This window comes from Nostoc sp. 106C (assembly GCF_002154725.1).
GTDB lineage: Bacteria > Cyanobacteriota > Cyanobacteriia > Cyanobacteriales > Nostocaceae > Aulosira.
In genome coordinates this window covers 1-17066 of sequence record NZ_MTAW01000188.1, presented here as the reverse complement: position 1 = coordinate 17066, position 17066 = coordinate 1, and the positions used below count along the sequence as shown (strand labels likewise).

Below are 17066 nucleotides of genomic sequence, written 5' to 3'. Positions count from 1 at the left end.
TTCCAAACAATAAATGATCCAAAACCTGTCATTGCGAATGAAGCAAAGCGGAATGTTCGCGGAGCGTTCCCGTTCGGCAAAGCCGTTCTCGAAGAGTAGGGTAGCAATCGCAGAGTTTGAGATTGCTTCTCTGCGAGACGCTACGCGAACGCTACACTCCGTTTCGCTCGCAATGACAATTGGGCATTTTTTTACTTGGAGTACTCTAAACAAAAAACCCAACAATTATTTTGGAGGGGGCTTGGGGGATTCTCCCCCAAATCTTGGTTTTTGTTCGACAGATGAGAACTCTTATCACCTTAACTGAACCGTATTGCGCTATGAAGAGCAAGAGAGCAAGATTCTCTCACTACTTTTAAAACTATGGTTCTCAAAATAGATGTGGTTTACATAGGTTTTCGCTCACTACAGTTCAGAAAAGCCTGTTTTATCTTCCCCTGTTCGCTATTCCCTTGCCTCCACAGAGGAATTTTATTAACTGAACCGTATTGCAATATGAATATACTTTGCTGCTCTAATCTCAGCATAATGGTGGTTGATCACAGAGAAACCTGAATGTTGTAATGCGAATGGTAGTTTTTGTCAGTTAATAATTTTGGCTGATTGTGGCAATTTAAAGTTATGCAAAATACAACATTCGATAAAATCTTCCGTGACAGCGAGGGTAATATTGTTGTGGCTCAGAAGCCAAACTTACCGCTTATTCTTTGGATAGTAGCTACTTTGCTCAAATTAGTTATTACAACAGGTGTTGCAAATACAGTGTTAGACGCAGTTGCGTTTGGCTCTTTATTTACTTGGGCGTGGCTAGAATTATTTCAAGGCGTTAATTATTTTCGTAGAGGGCTAGGTCTTGTCGTGCTGATTGGTGTTATCGCGTCAAGAATTGCGGGTATTTATACACTTGGCTCTTTCGGTCTTTGATGCGATTGGCGATCGCTCTCGTTAAAACCTAAAAACCCAGTTGTAATAACTGTTTAGTTATAGTTACTGAATTGGTATTCTAGTAGTTGGCAATTCAGCGCCAACTACTAGCTTCATTGCTAATGAGATACAGCTATTTTTTCATCAGCTACCTGAGCATGTTCGGCAACAATTTTGCGGAATAGTTCGCCTTCAATTGTCTCTTGATCTGACAACAAATCGACTAAGTGCTCTAAGGCTATACGATTTTGTTCCAATATTGATTTTGCGGTTTGGTAGGAATTGCTGATAATTTCCCGGACTTGTGCATCAATCTTGGCAGCAATTTCTTCAGAATACTCTGATTTATTCATCCAATCGCGGCCTAAAAAGACTTCTCCACTTTGATTTTCTAGGGATAACGGGCCTAAAGTGGACATCCCAAAGCGCGTTACCATTTGTCGTGCTAAATTTGTTACCTTTTGCAAGTCGTCTCCTGCACCGGTAGTTACTTCTGGCTTCCCAAAAACAACTTCCTCCGCCGCGCGACCACCCAAAATAGAGGTAATTCTGCCTTTAAGTTGGGCACGGGAAATTAAACCCTGTTCTTCGTTGGGAGTAAACCAAGTCAATCCCAATGCTTGTCCCCGTGGGATAAGTGTGACTTTTTGTACTGGGTCGTGGTCTTTGAGCAATGTTCCTACCAAAGCATGTCCAACTTCGTGGTAAGCAATTAAACGCTTGCTCTTACTATCTACCAAAGCAGTTCCTTCCATCCCGGCGACTACCCGATCTACAGCATCATCAATTTCCAGGATGGTAATCGCTTCTTTGCGGCGTCTGGCGGTGAGAATTGCCGCTTCGTTGAGTAGGTTAGCTAAATCTGCACCTGTAAATCCAGGTGTGCGGCGAGCGATCGCATCTAAGGATACGGCAGGATCGATTTTCTTATTCCGAGCATGAACTTTCAAAATGTCTAAGCGCCCTTTGAGATCGGGTGCATCAACAATTACTTGGCGGTCGAAGCGTCCGGGACGGAGTAAAGCTGCATCGAGTACATCAGGACGGTTGGTGGCAGCAATAATAATGATGCCTGTATTACCTTCAAAACCATCCATTTCGGTGAGTAGTTGGTTGAGAGTTTGCTCTCTCTCGTCGTTACCGCCACCAATCCCAGCACCCCGTTGTCTACCTACAGCGTCAATTTCATCGATAAATATTAGACAAGGGGCATTTTCTTTGGCTTTCTTGAACAAGTCGCGGACGCGGGATGCACCAACACCCACAAACATTTCCACAAATTCCGAACCAGAAATGCTGAAGAATGGGACACCTGCTTCCCCAGCGATCGCTTTTGCCAGTAAAGTCTTACCTGTACCAGGAGGGCCAATTAACAACACGCCTTTAGGAATACGCGCACCTACAGCAGTAAATCTTTCTGGCTGTTTCAGAAATGTGACGACTTCTTGCAGTTCTTCTTTCGCTTCTTCTACCCCTGCAACATCGTCAAATTTTACTCCTGTTTTCGCCTCCATTTGAAAGCGAGCGCGAGATTTGCCAAAGTTCATCGCTTGGCTAGAGGCATTGGTGGAGCGCCGCAGGAACAATAGCATTAAAGCCACCAGTGGCAAAATCCACATCAGGTTAATCAATAACCCCACGGCTGCTCTACTATTAGCAGAGGAAACCTCAGCAAAATCCACATTTTTTTCTTTGAGTCTATTAATTAACTCTGTGTTTTGCTCTAGAAGTTTTACCTGGATTGGCGTATCTTTTTGACCAACCAAATATACCTTTGCTACATGTTCAGCTTCATCAAGCTCGACTTTTGCAACTTCCCCTTTTTCTGTTTTCTTGATCAACTCCCCATAAGTCAAGGAGTTGCGCTCTGCTTTTTGTTGTGCCAAGACTGGATTGCCAGCTAAAATCCCTGGCATTAAGATCAAGCTGGCTGCTAATGCACCAGCCCAAGAAACACGCTTTGCCGATAGCTGTTTGTTCAATGCTTTTTTACCTAAAACTGTCATAATAATTACCCTTTTCTTGCTGGCAAAAGCTGAGCGCTAATTTTATGCCTATTCTTCTAGCAAAAATTGAAATAACTGGAAATAATTGTTTTCTCATCTAGTTTAACTTCCACATAAAACCATTTCCCAGTCTTTCTCCATCAGCTTTTAGGAATACACCTCTATTAATAAGGGGAATGACCATCAAAACTGGTTTTTAGCTCCCAGATTGGTTTGTGTCAGCATACATAGTATCTATTCTGTCTAAATTCTGATTTAGCTGTGTTTGTACTCACTTACCATCAAATTATCCCTAGTATTGTAATTTGACATATTATGCAACAAATCGCTAAGATAAGCATAGTCGTAATGATTCCGTTTTTCAAAAACTCTAGTGAGAATAGTTAATTAGTAAATTGTGTTACTTACTTTGTAGGTGAATTTATGGTGAAAATTGTTGGCATTGGTGGTAGCTTAAGACCCAACTCCTATACCCAGATTGCTTTACAACTAGCAGCGCAAAGGGTAGAAGCACTAGGAGCAGAAGTAGAAATTCTCGATTTGCGACAGTTGCAGTTACCATTTTGTAATGGTGGTAAAGAATATCCAGATTATCCAGACGTTCAAAGGTTACGGAATATTGTGGCTCATGCCGATGGTTTGATTTTAGCCACACCTGAGTATCATGGCGGCGTGAGTGGTGTACTGAAAAATACACTAGATTTGTTGAGTTTTGAAGAACTGTCCGGTAAGGTGACAGGGCTAATTAGCGTGTTGGGAGGACAGTCGAATAGCAACGCCCTCAATGAACTTCGGCTAATTATCCGCTGGGTACATGGATGGGTGATTCCCGAACAAATTGCTATTGGACAAGCTTGGGGTGCATTCAATCCTGAAGGTAAGCTACTAGATGAAAAACTCTCCCAAAGATTTGATCAATTTGCTCAGAGTTTAGTTGACAACACTCGCAAGTTACGTGGAGTTAGTTAGAAATATAAGTTCAAATTTTTCTACGCGAACAAAAATATTACTTTTTTTCGGGCAGCACGATCGCTTTCTAAAAGCCGTGCATCTTAAAAATAGCGGTGTTTCCCTTCGATAATCAGAGGTTTTCGCTTTTTCTTTACATCTCTGGATGCTTCATACCTGATAACGCTACAAGGGGCTTTGACCCTATAAAAAATAGTTTGTTTGTTCGCGTTGAAATTGCAGTGCTGCGATCGCATCTAGAGACGTTCCATTAGAACGTCTCTAGTTTTTTGTTTTGTACTCGTTATTGAGATTAAAAGTTTCAGATTTTATCTAGTTATTCAAAAACTACTAACAATTATATTTTTTACCAAAAATCGTTATGTATTTACTAATAATTTTTAAGTAGATTACATAGAAATCAACTTCAATGAGACAATCTGAACTTATCTTCTTCAAAAATTAACCGAAGATATGGACGATCGCAAAAAAGCTCTCCAATCTATTGCTAATGACCGCTGGCGGGTGTCTCTGCTTCTAAGTGGAGCTATGATGTTGATTTATTTTGGCTTTATTCTGCTGATTGCATTTAATAAGCCTTTATTAGGGTCAATAATCTTTCCAGGGCTGAGTCTTGGCATTTTGTTAGGGGCACTGGTAATTATCTCAGCGTGGGTATTAATTTTTCTTTATGTGCGCTGGGCAAATAATAAATATGACGAACGCATCAATAATCTGACACGCAAGTGAATTGGCTAAAAACTATTAGCTATGTGTGTATCAAAAATCCAAAATTGTAATCAAATATGGGCATAAATAGTGTTTGGTATAACTTCCCACTAGCTGTTGGGAATCTTACCAGTCTAGGGCATTTCAATCCTTTGGCGATCGCCTTCTTCTTGCTGTTTGTGGCGTCTTCCCTTGGTATAACCTTCTGGGCGGCAAAGCTGACCAAAAGCACATCCCACTTCTACACGGCTGGAGGTAATATCAGCGGTTTCCAAAATGGGCTAGCTTTAGCAGGAGACTTCATGAGTGCAGCTAGCTTTTTAGGGATTGCGGGGCTAGTAGCACTCAATGGCTTTGACGGCTTAATTTATTCCATCGGCTTTTTGGTGGGCTGGCCCATCGTTATGTTTCTAATTGCCGAACCACTGCGAAATTTAGGCAAATATACTTTTGCTGATGTAGTAGCTTATCGCTTGCAGCAAAAACCCGTACGCATCGCCGCTGCGATTGGGACATTAGCAGTAATCTGCTTTTATTTAATTGCCCAGATGGTAGGTGCGGGTGAACTAGTCAAATTACTGTTTGGTTTTGATTATGAATTAGCCGTAGTCATCGTTGGTGGGGTGATGATGGCTTATGTAATTTTTGGTGGCATGATTGCCACTACCTGGGTACAAATTATCAAAGCAGTTCTGCTGTTAGGCGGAACTATTTTGTTATCTATTTTGGTGTTGGCAAAATTTGGTTTTAATCCTCTAAATCTGTTCGCCGCCGCCGCTGAAAAGTATTCAGGTGTATTAGCCCCAGGTAAACAAGTTTCCGATCCCTGGGATGCAATTTCCTTGGGGATGTCATTGATGTTCGGGACTGCGGGATTACCTCATATTCTGATGCGCTTTTACACAGTACCAGATGCCAAAGCTGCGAGAGTTTCTGTAACTTACGCCACAGCTTTTATTGGCTTTTTCTATCTTCTCACCTTTATCCTAGGTTTTGGGGCAATGGTGCTAGTAGGTCAAGATGCAATTAAGCAAATTGGTACTGGTGGTAACATGGCTGCGCCGATGTTAGCCGAATTTCTTGGTGGTGATGCTTTTCTAGGCTTTATTGCAGCTGTATCTTTCGCCACAATTTTAGCGGTAGTTGCAGGTTTAACACTTTCTGGGGCAGCGGCATTGTCCCATGATTTGTGGGTAAATGTGGTGCGGGGAGGTCATGCCAATGAGTCAGAACAGCTGAAAGTAGCTCGCGGTGCCACAATGCTTTTAGGTGCATTGGCGATTATCCTGGGTATTTTATTTAAAGGACAAAACGTAGCTTACATGGTAGGTTTAGCATTTGCGATCGCAGCTAGTGCCAACTTTCCAGCTTTACTGCTATCGATGCTGTGGCGACGCTTTACTACCAATGGTGCGGTAGCGAGTATGTTAGTAGGAACCTTCGCCTCTTTAATATTGATTTATTTCTCTCCCACAATCCAGGTAACAATTCTCAAGCACGCTGATGCACTTTTCCCATTAAAAAATCCTGGCTTGGTGACTATTCCCCTAGCGTTTATTGTTGGGATTGTGGTTTCTCTAATGTTTAGCGAAAAACAAGCAGAAGAAAAATTTGCAGAAGTTGAGAACCGCATTCACATCGGTTCTGAAAATTGAGTAACGGATTTTTGGTTTTCTTATGGGGTGAGAGCAAAACTCATCCCATAATTATTTCTATCAAACTTGAGATGGTTACTTATTCAACACTTTATTACTAAGTGTACCTAAAGAAGATATTGTATTAGCTTTCCATCCACAAAAATTACGACAATATACGGGTTTCGCGGTGTTTTGAATTCTTATTTAAGGTTAATAATTACGAATTAAGAATTAAAAGAAAAGAGACACAGATCCCCGACTTCTTAAAGAAGTCGGGGATCTAATTTTTCACGAATGATTTAGTACTGCTATATCTTTATTTAATCATCGCTACTGGATAATAGGATTCGCTGTATTTGGTATTAATATTTGCTTGTCTCAAAATTACACACCACAATATAAATGCCTGCTAAAGTTACCCTCACTATTACTAAAGGCAAAATTCCCGGAAGACAAGATACTTTTAATTCGCGCACTATCTGTATTATTGGTAGAAGTAATGAATGCAATATCCAGCTACCAGATGATGCAGAACATCGGACAATCTCCCGTTATCATTGTCTACTAAATTGATGGCAAATTGACTGCAAAAATCAGAGATTATGGTTTAGCTAAAGCATTTGATTTAGGAGGTTTAAGTGGGGAAATTATGACAGGAACTAAAGCCGGAACTCCTGTATTTATTCCCAGACAGCAATTGCTAAATTTTAAATATGTGCAACAAGATGTAGATATTTGGGCGACTGCGGCTTGTCTTTATAATATGTTGACAGGGACTTATCCACGTAATGTTAGCGGCAATGACCCATTTTTGTATTCGGATTTTTGCTCAAAGCATTTGTCTTGCCATGAGTTGAGCAAATAGCCCTGGTTGATTTGCCAATTGTTCAAAGCTTCCCTGTTGCACAACTCTACCGCCTTGCAACACATAAATGCGGTGAGCATTACGAATGGTGCTGAGACGGTGAGCGATCGCAATGCGGGTGACTTGTAATCTTTCTAGGCTTTCACTTACAATTGCCTGGGTTCTGTTGTCTAAAGCACTTGTAGCTTCATCAAATAGTAATATCCGGGGTTTCAACGCTAAAGCGCGGGCAATTAACAGCCGTTGTCTTTGTCCCCCCGAAAGGTTAGTACCCCCTTCACTGACAACAGTATGCATTCCCATTGGCATGGTTTCGATATCATCAGCTAAACCGGAAGCGCGGGCTGCTTCCCATGCTTCATCCATTGTAATTAAAGCACCGCTGGCAATATTATCGAAGATGGAACCTGACATCATGCGGCTATTTTGCATCACCACACCTAACTGTCGGCGGACAGCATTGACATCTAACCCTGCTAAGTCTTGCCCATCGTAGTAAATAGTGCCTGATTCGGGTAGGTCAAAACCTAGTAGTAGCCGGAACATAGTCGATTTGCCACTGCCAGAAGGGCCAACTAAGGCAATATACTCTCCCGGTTCCGCCTTGATTGTCACATCATCTAAGATTAGGGGGCCATCATCTCGATAGCGGAAAATCGCATGGTCTACTAGCAGTTTACCCGTGAGTCTGCCGGGGTCGGTTTTGCTGGCAGCTACTTCTGGTATGGCTTGGAGAATTGGCTGGGCACGTTTCCACGCAGGTAAGACTTGCAACACGTCTACTACTGTAGTGCTAAGGTTAGTAGCACCACCAATAAAGCTGCCAAAAGCCGCATTAAACGCAAGGAAAATCCCTGTAGATAAGCCTGTTCCTGGCTGTGATGTTTGCTGAATCATGCTAGCCGCTACCCAAAAGAGTAGAGCATTAGTTAAAGCTGGCAGTACTTTATTAATAACGGCAACAGAGTCTTCAATGCCTTGGGTACTCAGCATGAGTTTTAATTGATCGGTATACTGTTTACCCCAATAGGCAAAGGCTCGGGCTTCAGCACCAGCAACTCGCAGTTTTGTGACTCCATTAATTAACTGCACCATCAAACCAAAGATTTGTCCTTCTTGCTCTAGCAACGGGCGCACCTTTTGTACAGTGAGTGTACCAGAAACGACTGTGACGCCAATATTCACAATTGCGATCGCACAAGCTAATAGAGCTAAAGCACCACTGTAATAAAACAGTAGCCCCAAATTCAGCAACGCAAAAAAGCTAGAGAAAATTGTTTTAAGTACCGTGCTACTCAGTTTATGGTGAATTTGCGAGATCGAACTAACCCGAGACTTCAAATCCCCAATCGAGTATTGACGGAAAAAAGACGCCTTCAAATTCAACAGCCGATCCCATACCGCCGCTTGGGTAGAAGATTCCGCAAAGGTTTCTAGTCTGATGATTGCAAATGCCTGGGCGAGTTCAAACAGAGTTTGTCCAAAAGCTGCTGCTAACAGACCCAAGGCAATTTGAATTAATAATGTTCGGTTAGCATCTGGAATGGCGTTATCTATCAAGATGGCAGTAGCCTGCGGCGTTAGCATCCCCAGTACGGTGGTGCAAACTCCAGTCACCAAAATTAACACTAGCTCCTTCTCATGACCCCGCACGGCAAACTGTACCAAATCTTGGAGTTTTAATTTTTTCTCAGGCAAAGGTCGATAAAATGCGTATGCTGTCGGGGCTAGCTTGGCAGCACTGCGAGCATCTACAGGAGTGCGGGTCATAGCCCAAGGATCGTAAATCTCGTAACGATTGCCTGCAACCCGCAACAATGCTACCGGATGGTCATCCTCCACCGTGTAAGTCAGCATGGGACTGGAGTCTTTTTTCCACCATTTATCAGTTAAGGAGACACGACGCATCCTAATTTGCGAAGCCCGCGCGATCGCTTCTAGGGGATCTTGTAGCCGTTTGAGATTTTCTGACTTGGCTGGGGGACGAATAGTTATTCCCATTGCTTTACCCACTGCACCAGCAGCCACAAGTAAAGCTTGGTCTGGATCGTCAATTGGTATCGCTCCTGGAACCAAAGCTGTTTTTCGGCGTTGCAGCACGGAAGACAACTCTCCCAACGTTTCTTCCATCACTTGATAATTGAGACGTTCCTTCTCCTGAAATCTACGGAATTCGGCGAACATCTCTGACTGCTCTAGCAGGTCGATAACTAAGAGGAAATGGGCGGTTAATCGGGACAAACTATCCAATAAGCCCTGAGTATTTTGGATATCTAAGGTGTTAGCAGTTGCCAGTTCAACTATGTCATCCGCTTGCAACCACATATCTTCACTCATGGGTAACAGTCCGGATGCAAAACTCAACGGCACTTCCTCCAACCCCATCCAACTGGCGCATCCTTGCTGAATTTGTACCCAAGAGACTGTACCCAGTTGCGGCTGAAAGATATCGCCTTTGCGTAAAGAATAGTAATTAATTGTCTCAGGTTTGACTGGCATTGCCGGAGCAGTGATTTCTGATATTGTCAAGCCTAGATGCTGAATCCAGCCGTCTAACATTTCCACAGCTTCTTCATCGGCATTAGCAATCAACTTGCTAAAATCTTCTGCCGATACTTTGACAACAGTTGTTTCCTCCATTGACACCGCTAGGATTTGGCGCTGTTCCCCGCTAGTAGAGGTCGAGAACATTGCTTCTTTATCGCCTATGGTAAATAAATAACGGCGGGAACCCTCCGGTACGCCATTCTTCACCGTGACAGCAAACATTGCCATCGAACCGGATTTCACCAGCCAAACAGTTTGCGGATCGTTTAGGAGTATCGGCTCATTACCTTTAACAATATATTGTTCTGCCTGTGGAATGACGAGTCTGATTTGCTCTAGCATCAGTCACTTTACTCCCCGAAAAAAGTTTTAATTTAAATTTTTTAGATAAAACTTACGTACATTTTCTAAATTCTTGGCGGTTCTATACCCGGAATATGGTGGGCAATGCCCACCCTACAAATACTCATTTGCTATTTCGGCGATCGCATTTGTTATTCTGGAGTACTCATTTGTGATTTCTGCCTCTCCGTTCCCAAAGCCCCATGCCCAATGTCTCATTAAAGTGCTTCTCCTTCACTACGAATCAATCGCAAATACGCACCTTCAACTTCTTTTAATTCATCATGAGTGCCCCGTTGCACGACTTTGCCCTTTTCCATAACAATAATTTCATCACAATCGCGAATGGTGCTGAGGCGGTGCGCCACGATAATACAAGTACAACCACGTTGGCGCAGTTTGCGATCGATGATTTTTTCTGTCTCACTATCGAGGGCGCTGGTAGCTTCATCCATCACCAGAATTGCAGGATTATTTACTAAAGCGCGGGCTATTTCCAAACGCTGACGCTGGCCTCCACTCAAGTTAGCTGCCCCTTCTAACAGTTGGGCACCATAACCCCCTGGTAGGGAACTGACAACATCGTGGATAGCCGCATCTTTACAAGCACGCAGCAAATAGCTATCGGGGACTGTGGTATCCCAAAGTGTTAAGTTATCTCGCACACTACCAGCAAACAGAAAAATATCCTGCTCTACTAAAGCAAGAGAATTAACTAAAACTTGGCGGGGAATTTGCGATCTAGTTTGACCATCAAACAAAATGTCTCCCTGCCAGGGTTCATACAATCCCGCTACTAATTTGGCTACGGTAGACTTGCCAGAACCACTTCCCCCTACCAAAGCGACTCGCTGCCCTGGTTTGAGAGAAAAATTAAAGTTTTCAATTAAAGGTTGACCAATTCGGTTGTAACCAAAGGTAACATTGCGTAAATCGACATATCCTTGCAGACGGACGACAGGGCGATCGGCGGCAGCAAACTGGATATTATCCCCAACTTTCTGAATCTCTTGGTCTACTTGTGTATCTGTAGGGTTGCGTAAGACATCATCTAACCGCGTGATATCGCCTTCAACTCTCTGGAGGTCGCTTCCTAGGTTGACAAGATTATTTACAGGTAGTAAAAATTGTTGCATTAGCCCCTGAAACGCCACTAGCATCCCAATACTTAGATGCCCATCCATAACTCTGAGACCGCCTATAGTTATCAGTAGCATAGATGACATGGTAGTTAGGAAAGACGGCAGTACTCCCAAAGTCTGGTTTGTGACATCCATTTCCTGTTGAGAGTTGACTGACTTGGCATAGTAACCAGCCCAACGGGAAAAGAAATCTGACTCCAAACCAGATGCTTTTAGGGTTTCCATACTCTGAAGTCCAGAGATAGACACGCCAGCAACTTTTCCTTGATCTTGTTGCAATCTCATATTGGCATCGATGCGCCGCCGCGATACCCATTGCAATGCTAGGAGGTTGATAATGACAAAAGCTATACCAATCGAGGTGAGTACTTTATCATATTGCAGCATGACGACTGCATAAAAAATTACCGTTACGACTGCGATCGCAGTCGTAGCTAATCTCCCAGAAAGAATGCTAGCTAAGGAGTCGTTGAGGTTAACTCGACTGCTGATTTCCCCAGCAAATCGTTGATCGTAAAAACTGACTGGGAGGCGGAGAATGTGCCAGAGAAACTGACTCGACATCCCCACAGACAGCTTGATTTTCATCCGCCGCAAAGATTGTAATTGCAGTAAGGTCAAAAATCCTGTGACACAAGCTGTGATCAGAATTCCCAAAATCAGCGGTGACAACCATTCCTGGCGGCGCTCAATCAAAACATTATCGACAAATACCTGGGCAAATGTGGGCATCGCCAGACCAGGAATCACTAATAGCAAACCTGCCAGCACACAATAAGTCAGTGCCCACAAAGAAAAGCGCAATCGTTGCCATAAAGCCTTGATAATGCTGGGTTTGCTGCCGCCTTTTTTGAAATCTGGCCCTGGCTGTAAAATCAGGACTACACCAGTGAAAGCATTACTAAATTCTTCTAGGGAAACGTGACGCGGGCCGCTGGCGGGGTCATTGAGAAAAACGCGCTGTTTGTTGTATCCCTCTACTACTAGGAAATGGTTGAAGTTCCAAAACACAATGAACGGACATTCCATTTCCATGAGCTGGTTCAACTCTGCCTTAAAACCTTTGGCATTTAGTCCGTAGTTACGCGCAGCATTCAGGATATTGGAAGCTTTACTTCCGTCCCGTGATACCCCGCAATCTTGACGCAGTTTTGCTAGGGGGACAATGCGACCGTAGTAACCAAGAATAATTCCCAAAGCCGCAGCACCGCATTCGACTGCTTCCATTTGCAGCAGGGTGGGGGTACGACGGCGAACGCCGGGACGTTTCAGGAGTTTTGGCAATTTAGGCAGCGACATATCAATAAATCCCACTCCAGGATTTCAGGATAGGTAACACAAAGGTAATGGGTGCTTGTTCCTCGACAGTGACTCTGACAGAGGTGGTGGTTCCCGGAGACATTTTGACTTGAGGCCCGGTTGAAGAAGACCACTGATAGCCGCTGAAGGTAGATGCATCAGGCTGGAGTTCTGCTAAAACTTGAATTTGTGGTTCTGAACTTACCAAACTGCCAACAATGTCGGGATTACCAACTAAACTGGCTGCGGCTTCTTTGGTCACAGGAAAGGGTGAAACATTGGTAATAGTACCGACAATACCACCAAATCGTTCCCGCTTGACTGTGGTAGGAGTGATTTGTAACTTCATGCCTTTTTGCACCTTTTTACCTTCACTAACTGGTAAAAATGTCACGCCCAGCAATTTGGCAGAAGACTCTTGCGCTTCGATAGAGCCGATGCGGCTGCCGGGAGAGAGAAGTTGCCCGGAAGTTACTGTGAGTTCTAAAATGCGTCCAGTGCGATCGCTCTTAATTTCGCTACTACCTGTTAATTTTCGTTGCAGTTCGGCAATACCCCGTTTCAAATCTTGAATTTGATTTGTGCGGTTAATCGAAGTTTGAAAATTTTGTTCGCTAAGAGTTTTTTCCTTAGCATCCAGTTGTTTCAACTGAGTTCTTAGGTCAGTGATCTGTCCCAAGTTCTCGCGGTAAGATTTTTCTGCTTGAACTTGGTTAATATCTAGTTGCTTTAATTGGCTTTCAATATTAGCAATTTTGGCAATGCTATCGAGATAAGTTTGTTGAGCCTCTAAAACTTGGTCGGCAGAAATTGCACCTTCAGCTTTTAATGCTTTGCGGCGTTCCAGTCTATCTTTGAGAGTAGGAGCTAAAGCTTTAGCTTCTTCCCAACGTTGCTGTAAGTTGGTTCGCTGCTGGGCGATCGCACCGATATCTTTATCTCTGATAATTGGACTCAGGGATTGAGTTTCAACTAGCCGTTGTTGTAATCCTAAACGCTGTTGGGCGATCGCTTTGACTTCCAGTTCACTGCGCTGACCCTGAAGGGAATTAGCGTTGAGGTCTTGGGATTCTAATTCTGCAAGTTTGGCTTGCTGCTGCTGGAGTTGTTTGTACAATTCGTCTTGGTCTATTGTTGCTAGCACTTGTCCTTTCTTTACAAAGTCCCCAACACGAACATTTACTACCTTTAACTTCCCTTCAACAGCGGGGAATTGCAACGGCACAACTTTACTGGGATAGACAAGTACACCTCTGCCTTCTACCGTAATTGGAATCCGACCCAAAATACTCCAGGCCAGTCCTGCTGCAACCAAGGTCCCTAGAGCAGCCAAGGGTAACCAATTCATCGGACTGACTACTTGCATGATCTGGTCTAAGCGCTCTGGAGAGGATGAACGCTCTAAAGCTTGTTTGCGAAACAGGTTGTTCCTGTGAGTCACCATTTAATACCTTCCTAAAGTTATCCAAAATATGCATGGGATGTAGAGTCAAAGTCCATGCAAAGCTGTGAAGTCAACTACTTTTTTAAATACAAACTCGAATATTAATTTCCCAGAAATGAAACAAAACTTTAACGAAATCGTCTACATTATGTCTGGGTAAAAGCAGAAGGCAGGAGGAAAGGAAAAAGGTAGTTTAATGGGGACTGTGGGCGAATTAGAAGTAATACCTTTCACTATCCTTAAATCCCGCCGTCATCATAGAATCGTGCTGTTGCACATAGGCGCATAGCAGCTTCCCGCAGGGTAGGCAGGCTACTCTGCGGGAACGTCTTTGACAAACGCAGGCTCAGAAATTCAGCCTGCGAAGACATAGGAATAAGCTTTTTCTTCCTTGTCCTCCTGCCTTCTGCCTTCTGCCTTCACTTAACTCCGGCGAATTCTTTTGAGCATCCAATCAAATCTGGCTCCAGCTAGCGCCACCTGAGCTAGAAAATCGGAACTCAGTTCGTTTTCATATTGCGAGCTTTCATCTAAAGATTGATCTTTGCTGTAACTGAGTCTGCCATAACCAAGACGACTGACGATCGCTCGCTGTTTATCTGCTAGCAACACTGCAAGTACTCGGTAAAAACGTGCCGCAAAAGGTAAATCGTGTAAAAGCTTTGCCGCTAATCGCCATTGAGGAATGGATAATACCCAAGAGTCTTCCGCAGCTTTCACAGAAAAAGAAGGTGGAGGCGCTTCGATAAAAGGTGTTTCTCCCACAATGTCACCTCGGGATAACCTAGCAAACTCACGTTCTGGAGATTCGCCACCTTCCAAACTTGAAAATGCCCTAGCTAAAGGATTGCGATCGTCTTCTGAAGCTGAAAGTGTTAATTTTCCTTCTAATAAAATATGTAACGCCTCGACAGGTCTGCCACCAGGAATCAGCACAGTACCCGCAGGAACTTTGCTCACTGTCCCAGCTACAACCAACCAATCAATGTCGCTATCACGTAATTCTGCAAAGATAAATAGAATTTCTCTAAGTTGCGGTTGACTAAGAACAAGTGTGCTATTACCTAGCTGATTAATGATTTGCTCTAGTCTGTCTGATAGCAGAATCGCACTTGCTCGATAGAGATGAGCCGCGAAACTGATATCTTCTTTTAATTTTGTCGCCAACTGCTTTTGCGGAATTGCTAATACCAGTGAGTTAGTTAGCGCTTTTATAGTAGTAGAAGGCAGATAGGTATCGAGAAAGGGAATTTCTCCCACCATATCTCCGCTTGATAATCTTGCAATCTCACGCCCTGACATTTCCCCACCTTCTAGGGCAGCAAAGGCACGACCTAAAGGATTATTATCTGGCTGAGAAAGAGAAACTATTAATTCTCCATCCAATAAAATATATAGTGCATTTACAGGTTCGCCTTGACGGATGAGAACTTTGCCTGCGGCAATTTCTTCCTTGCTACCTGTCGTCAACATCCAGTCGATATCGCTATTACTCAGTTCTTTTAGCAGAACTTCTCTCATAATTTAACTCCCTGATGTTTGTAAGGGCGGGAGAGTTTTGTCGGTGGTTGTAAGTACCCAAAATCAGGAATTGAAAACTGAGTTGGTTTGCTCTGTTCACCTTGATCCATCTTAATACTGGCTGAATGTTTTGCTGAATGCAGATATTCACGGAACAGAATTCCCAGTCCCAAAAAATCCGATAATACTTGATTTGATTCGCTTTGCTCTACTGTTAAGTTATATACTTATCGTAATTAAATGTAAAGCAGTGGTGATTTTATTCACAGACTTGATAACTGATTCTGGAGAGCTTTTCGCTACAAACTTCACATCTTCTTGAGAGTAAGAGCTAGAAATCGAAACGTCTTTACCACCAGCAACAGCATTTAATTCCTCCTCATGTAATTCAAAGACTTTACTATAATTAATATATTGGTCTGACATGATTGACTCCTAGATTTGTTATTTAGGGTAAAAAATGAACTGAATTTATAGGAGAATTAGTTAGATGAATCAATGTCTGCTCTCCTAGCTAGACTGACCAAATTGACTAGGTGTGTCTCCCAAGAATAAGCCCTGGATAGCAAAAGTTCTGATATCTCGCGTTGCAATTAAAGAACTTGTAGAACTGCCGCTAGGACCAGACTGAGTATTTTGAAGAATTACGCGATCGCTTTGCTCAAAAAAGGTAGCAGCAAAGAAGAAATTGAAACCACCTGCAACCATATCTAGTTCTTCATTGGCTAATTCGATAGCACCTTGATTTTCATCTAACATAGCTTACTCCTACGTGTATATTGATTTTTTTAATAGAAACAGAAGTTTAATACTAAAAAAATATTAATTAGATTAAATAACCTCTGCTACTAAGTCAGCGTATACTTCGTGTTCCGTTCATTTTCCATCCATCTGGAACTACCATCCTGAAAAAGAGATTTTTTTATTTCTTTAAAATGTTTGTAACCCTCATGTTCATTTAACTTATCTACAACCAGTGAATCAGATCCACCTGCAACTACATCTAATTCTCGCTCAGATAATTCGATAGCGGCTTGATTTTCATTTGACATAACTTACTCTTTCATATGTGAAGACTGATTTTGATTTAATAAAAGCAGAGGTTTTATCTATAAAAAAAGTTATTTAGTAGACTAACCTCTGCTATTTAATTAGCCATTGGAATTTGAATAATATACTACATCCCCTCCAGTGGGAGGAAAAGGATTAGGTATAGTTCCATCCCAAGAACTAGGAAATTTTATTTCTGGTAATTGTTTGAATATATTGCCAGGAGGGAGAGGATTGGGAGCAAACGATTCATCTGCACCACCTGCAACTACCTCTAGTTCTTGCTCAGATAATTCAATGATGGTTTGATTTTTAATTAACATAATCAACTCCTATATTTATGAGGTCTGAATATTTAGTGTCCACCTAATGCAATCAAGTGAATCGCACTAGTATCGAGTACTTGTCTTGCTATCGTGGAAGTTGTGGAACTACCTCCTGGACCTGATTGAGTGTTTTGTCCCACGAGCAGAGTATTGGACTGGAATCGGGTGGCATCAAACAGAACATCACCACCATTACCACCTGCAACTACATCTAATTCTTGTTCTGACAACTCGATAGCGGCTTGATTTTCAACTGACATGATTTTGACTCCTATATTGGTAAGTT

General features: G+C 42.8%; 17 protein-coding genes and 1 pseudogene. 7 read left to right on the top strand and 11 right to left on the bottom strand.

The genetic code is table 11. The features are described 5' to 3' along the window. Positions 1 to 621 precede the first annotated feature (621 nt). Positions 622 to 924 (top strand): hypothetical protein, encoded by a 303-nt coding sequence (locus BV375_RS29150; protein WP_086767004.1) that lies wholly within the window; start codon positions 622 to 624, stop codon positions 922 to 924. A 119-nt stretch (positions 925 to 1043) separates the two neighbouring features. Here the strand turns inward: BV375_RS29150 and ftsH are convergent, their stop codons facing one another. Next, a complete protein-coding gene (ftsH, locus tag BV375_RS29145; protein WP_086767002.1) occupies positions 1044 to 2930 on the bottom strand; it encodes an ATP-dependent zinc metalloprotease FtsH in 1887 nt (628 codons plus the stop codon). A 423-nt stretch (positions 2931 to 3353) separates the two neighbouring features. On the opposite strand from ftsH, the gene BV375_RS29140 reads away from it, so the two are divergent. The 6 genes and pseudogenes from BV375_RS29140 to BV375_RS29115 all read left to right on the top strand — a co-directional run bounded on the left by BV375_RS29140 (position 3354) and on the right by BV375_RS29115 (position 7109). Then, on the top strand, positions 3354 to 3899 hold the full coding sequence (locus BV375_RS29140; protein WP_086767000.1) for an NADPH-dependent FMN reductase: 546 nt from the start codon (positions 3354 to 3356) through the stop codon (positions 3897 to 3899). A 453-nt stretch (positions 3900 to 4352) separates the two neighbouring features. Further along, positions 4353 to 4628: a DUF485 domain-containing protein gene (locus tag BV375_RS29135; protein WP_086766998.1), complete on the top strand. Its 276-nt coding sequence runs from the start codon at positions 4353 to 4355 to the stop codon at positions 4626 to 4628. Positions 4629 to 4684: 56 nt separating this feature from the next. After that, on the top strand, positions 4685 to 6262 hold the full coding sequence (locus tag BV375_RS29130; protein ID WP_086766996.1) for a sodium/solute symporter: 1578 nt from the start codon (positions 4685 to 4687) through the stop codon (positions 6260 to 6262). Positions 6263 to 6370: 108 nt separating this feature from the next. Further along, positions 6371 to 6440 (top strand): annotated as a pseudogene (locus BV375_RS39045) (element excision factor XisI family protein); the annotation flags it as partial. A gap of 206 nt (positions 6441 to 6646) precedes the next feature. Next, the gene (locus BV375_RS29120; RefSeq protein ID WP_086766994.1) at positions 6647 to 6817 is read left to right on the top strand and encodes an FHA domain-containing protein; all 171 of its coding nucleotides are present in this window, start codon (positions 6647 to 6649) and stop codon (positions 6815 to 6817) included. A 7-nt stretch (positions 6818 to 6824) separates the two neighbouring features. After that, entirely contained in the window at positions 6825 to 7109 is a 285-nt protein-coding gene (locus BV375_RS29115) for a hypothetical protein (protein WP_243714089.1), read from the top strand. Here the strand turns inward: BV375_RS29115 and BV375_RS29110 are convergent. The 10 genes from BV375_RS29110 to BV375_RS29070 all read right to left on the bottom strand — a co-directional run. Next, positions 7074 to 9998: an NHLP bacteriocin export ABC transporter permease/ATPase subunit gene (locus tag BV375_RS29110; RefSeq protein WP_086766992.1), complete on the bottom strand. Its 2925-nt coding sequence runs from the start codon at positions 9996 to 9998 to the stop codon at positions 7074 to 7076. The genes BV375_RS29115 and BV375_RS29110 overlap by 36 nt on opposite strands. Positions 9999 to 10216: 218 nt before the next feature. Further along, entirely contained in the window at positions 10217 to 12439 is a 2223-nt protein-coding gene (locus BV375_RS29105) for an NHLP family bacteriocin export ABC transporter peptidase/permease/ATPase subunit (RefSeq protein ID WP_086766990.1), read from the bottom strand. 1 nt (position 12440) lies between these two features. Further along, on the bottom strand, positions 12441 to 13883 hold the full coding sequence (locus BV375_RS29100; RefSeq protein WP_086766988.1) for an NHLP bacteriocin system secretion protein: 1443 nt from the start codon (positions 13881 to 13883) through the stop codon (positions 12441 to 12443). A gap of 239 nt (positions 13884 to 14122) precedes the next feature. Further along, complete coding sequence (locus BV375_RS38900) at positions 14123 to 14254, bottom strand: hypothetical protein (protein ID WP_279432979.1); 132 nt, start codon at positions 14252 to 14254, stop codon at positions 14123 to 14125. A 52-nt stretch (positions 14255 to 14306) separates the two neighbouring features. Continuing rightward, positions 14307 to 15404, bottom strand: coding sequence for a cyclic nucleotide-binding domain-containing protein (locus BV375_RS29095; RefSeq protein WP_086766986.1), 1098 nt, complete (start codon positions 15402 to 15404; stop codon positions 14307 to 14309). Positions 15405 to 15623: 219 nt separating this feature from the next. Then, entirely contained in the window at positions 15624 to 15830 is a 207-nt protein-coding gene (locus BV375_RS29090) for a hypothetical protein (RefSeq protein WP_086766984.1), read from the bottom strand. Positions 15831 to 15914: 84 nt separating this feature from the next. Further along, positions 15915 to 16163, bottom strand: a complete 249-nt coding sequence (locus tag BV375_RS29085) for a CTB family bacteriocin (RefSeq protein WP_086766982.1) — start codon at positions 16161 to 16163, stop codon at positions 15915 to 15917. 89 nt (positions 16164 to 16252) lie between these two features. Continuing rightward, on the bottom strand, positions 16253 to 16456 hold the full coding sequence (locus BV375_RS29080) for a CTB family bacteriocin (RefSeq protein ID WP_086766980.1): 204 nt from the start codon (positions 16454 to 16456) through the stop codon (positions 16253 to 16255). A 99-nt stretch (positions 16457 to 16555) separates the two neighbouring features. Further along, positions 16556 to 16777, bottom strand: coding sequence for a hypothetical protein (locus BV375_RS29075; RefSeq protein ID WP_086766978.1), 222 nt, complete (start codon positions 16775 to 16777; stop codon positions 16556 to 16558). Between the two features lie 32 nt (positions 16778 to 16809). Further along, the coding region (locus BV375_RS29070) for a CTB family bacteriocin (RefSeq protein WP_243714088.1) at positions 16810 to 17066 on the bottom strand (257 nt) is incomplete at its 5' end.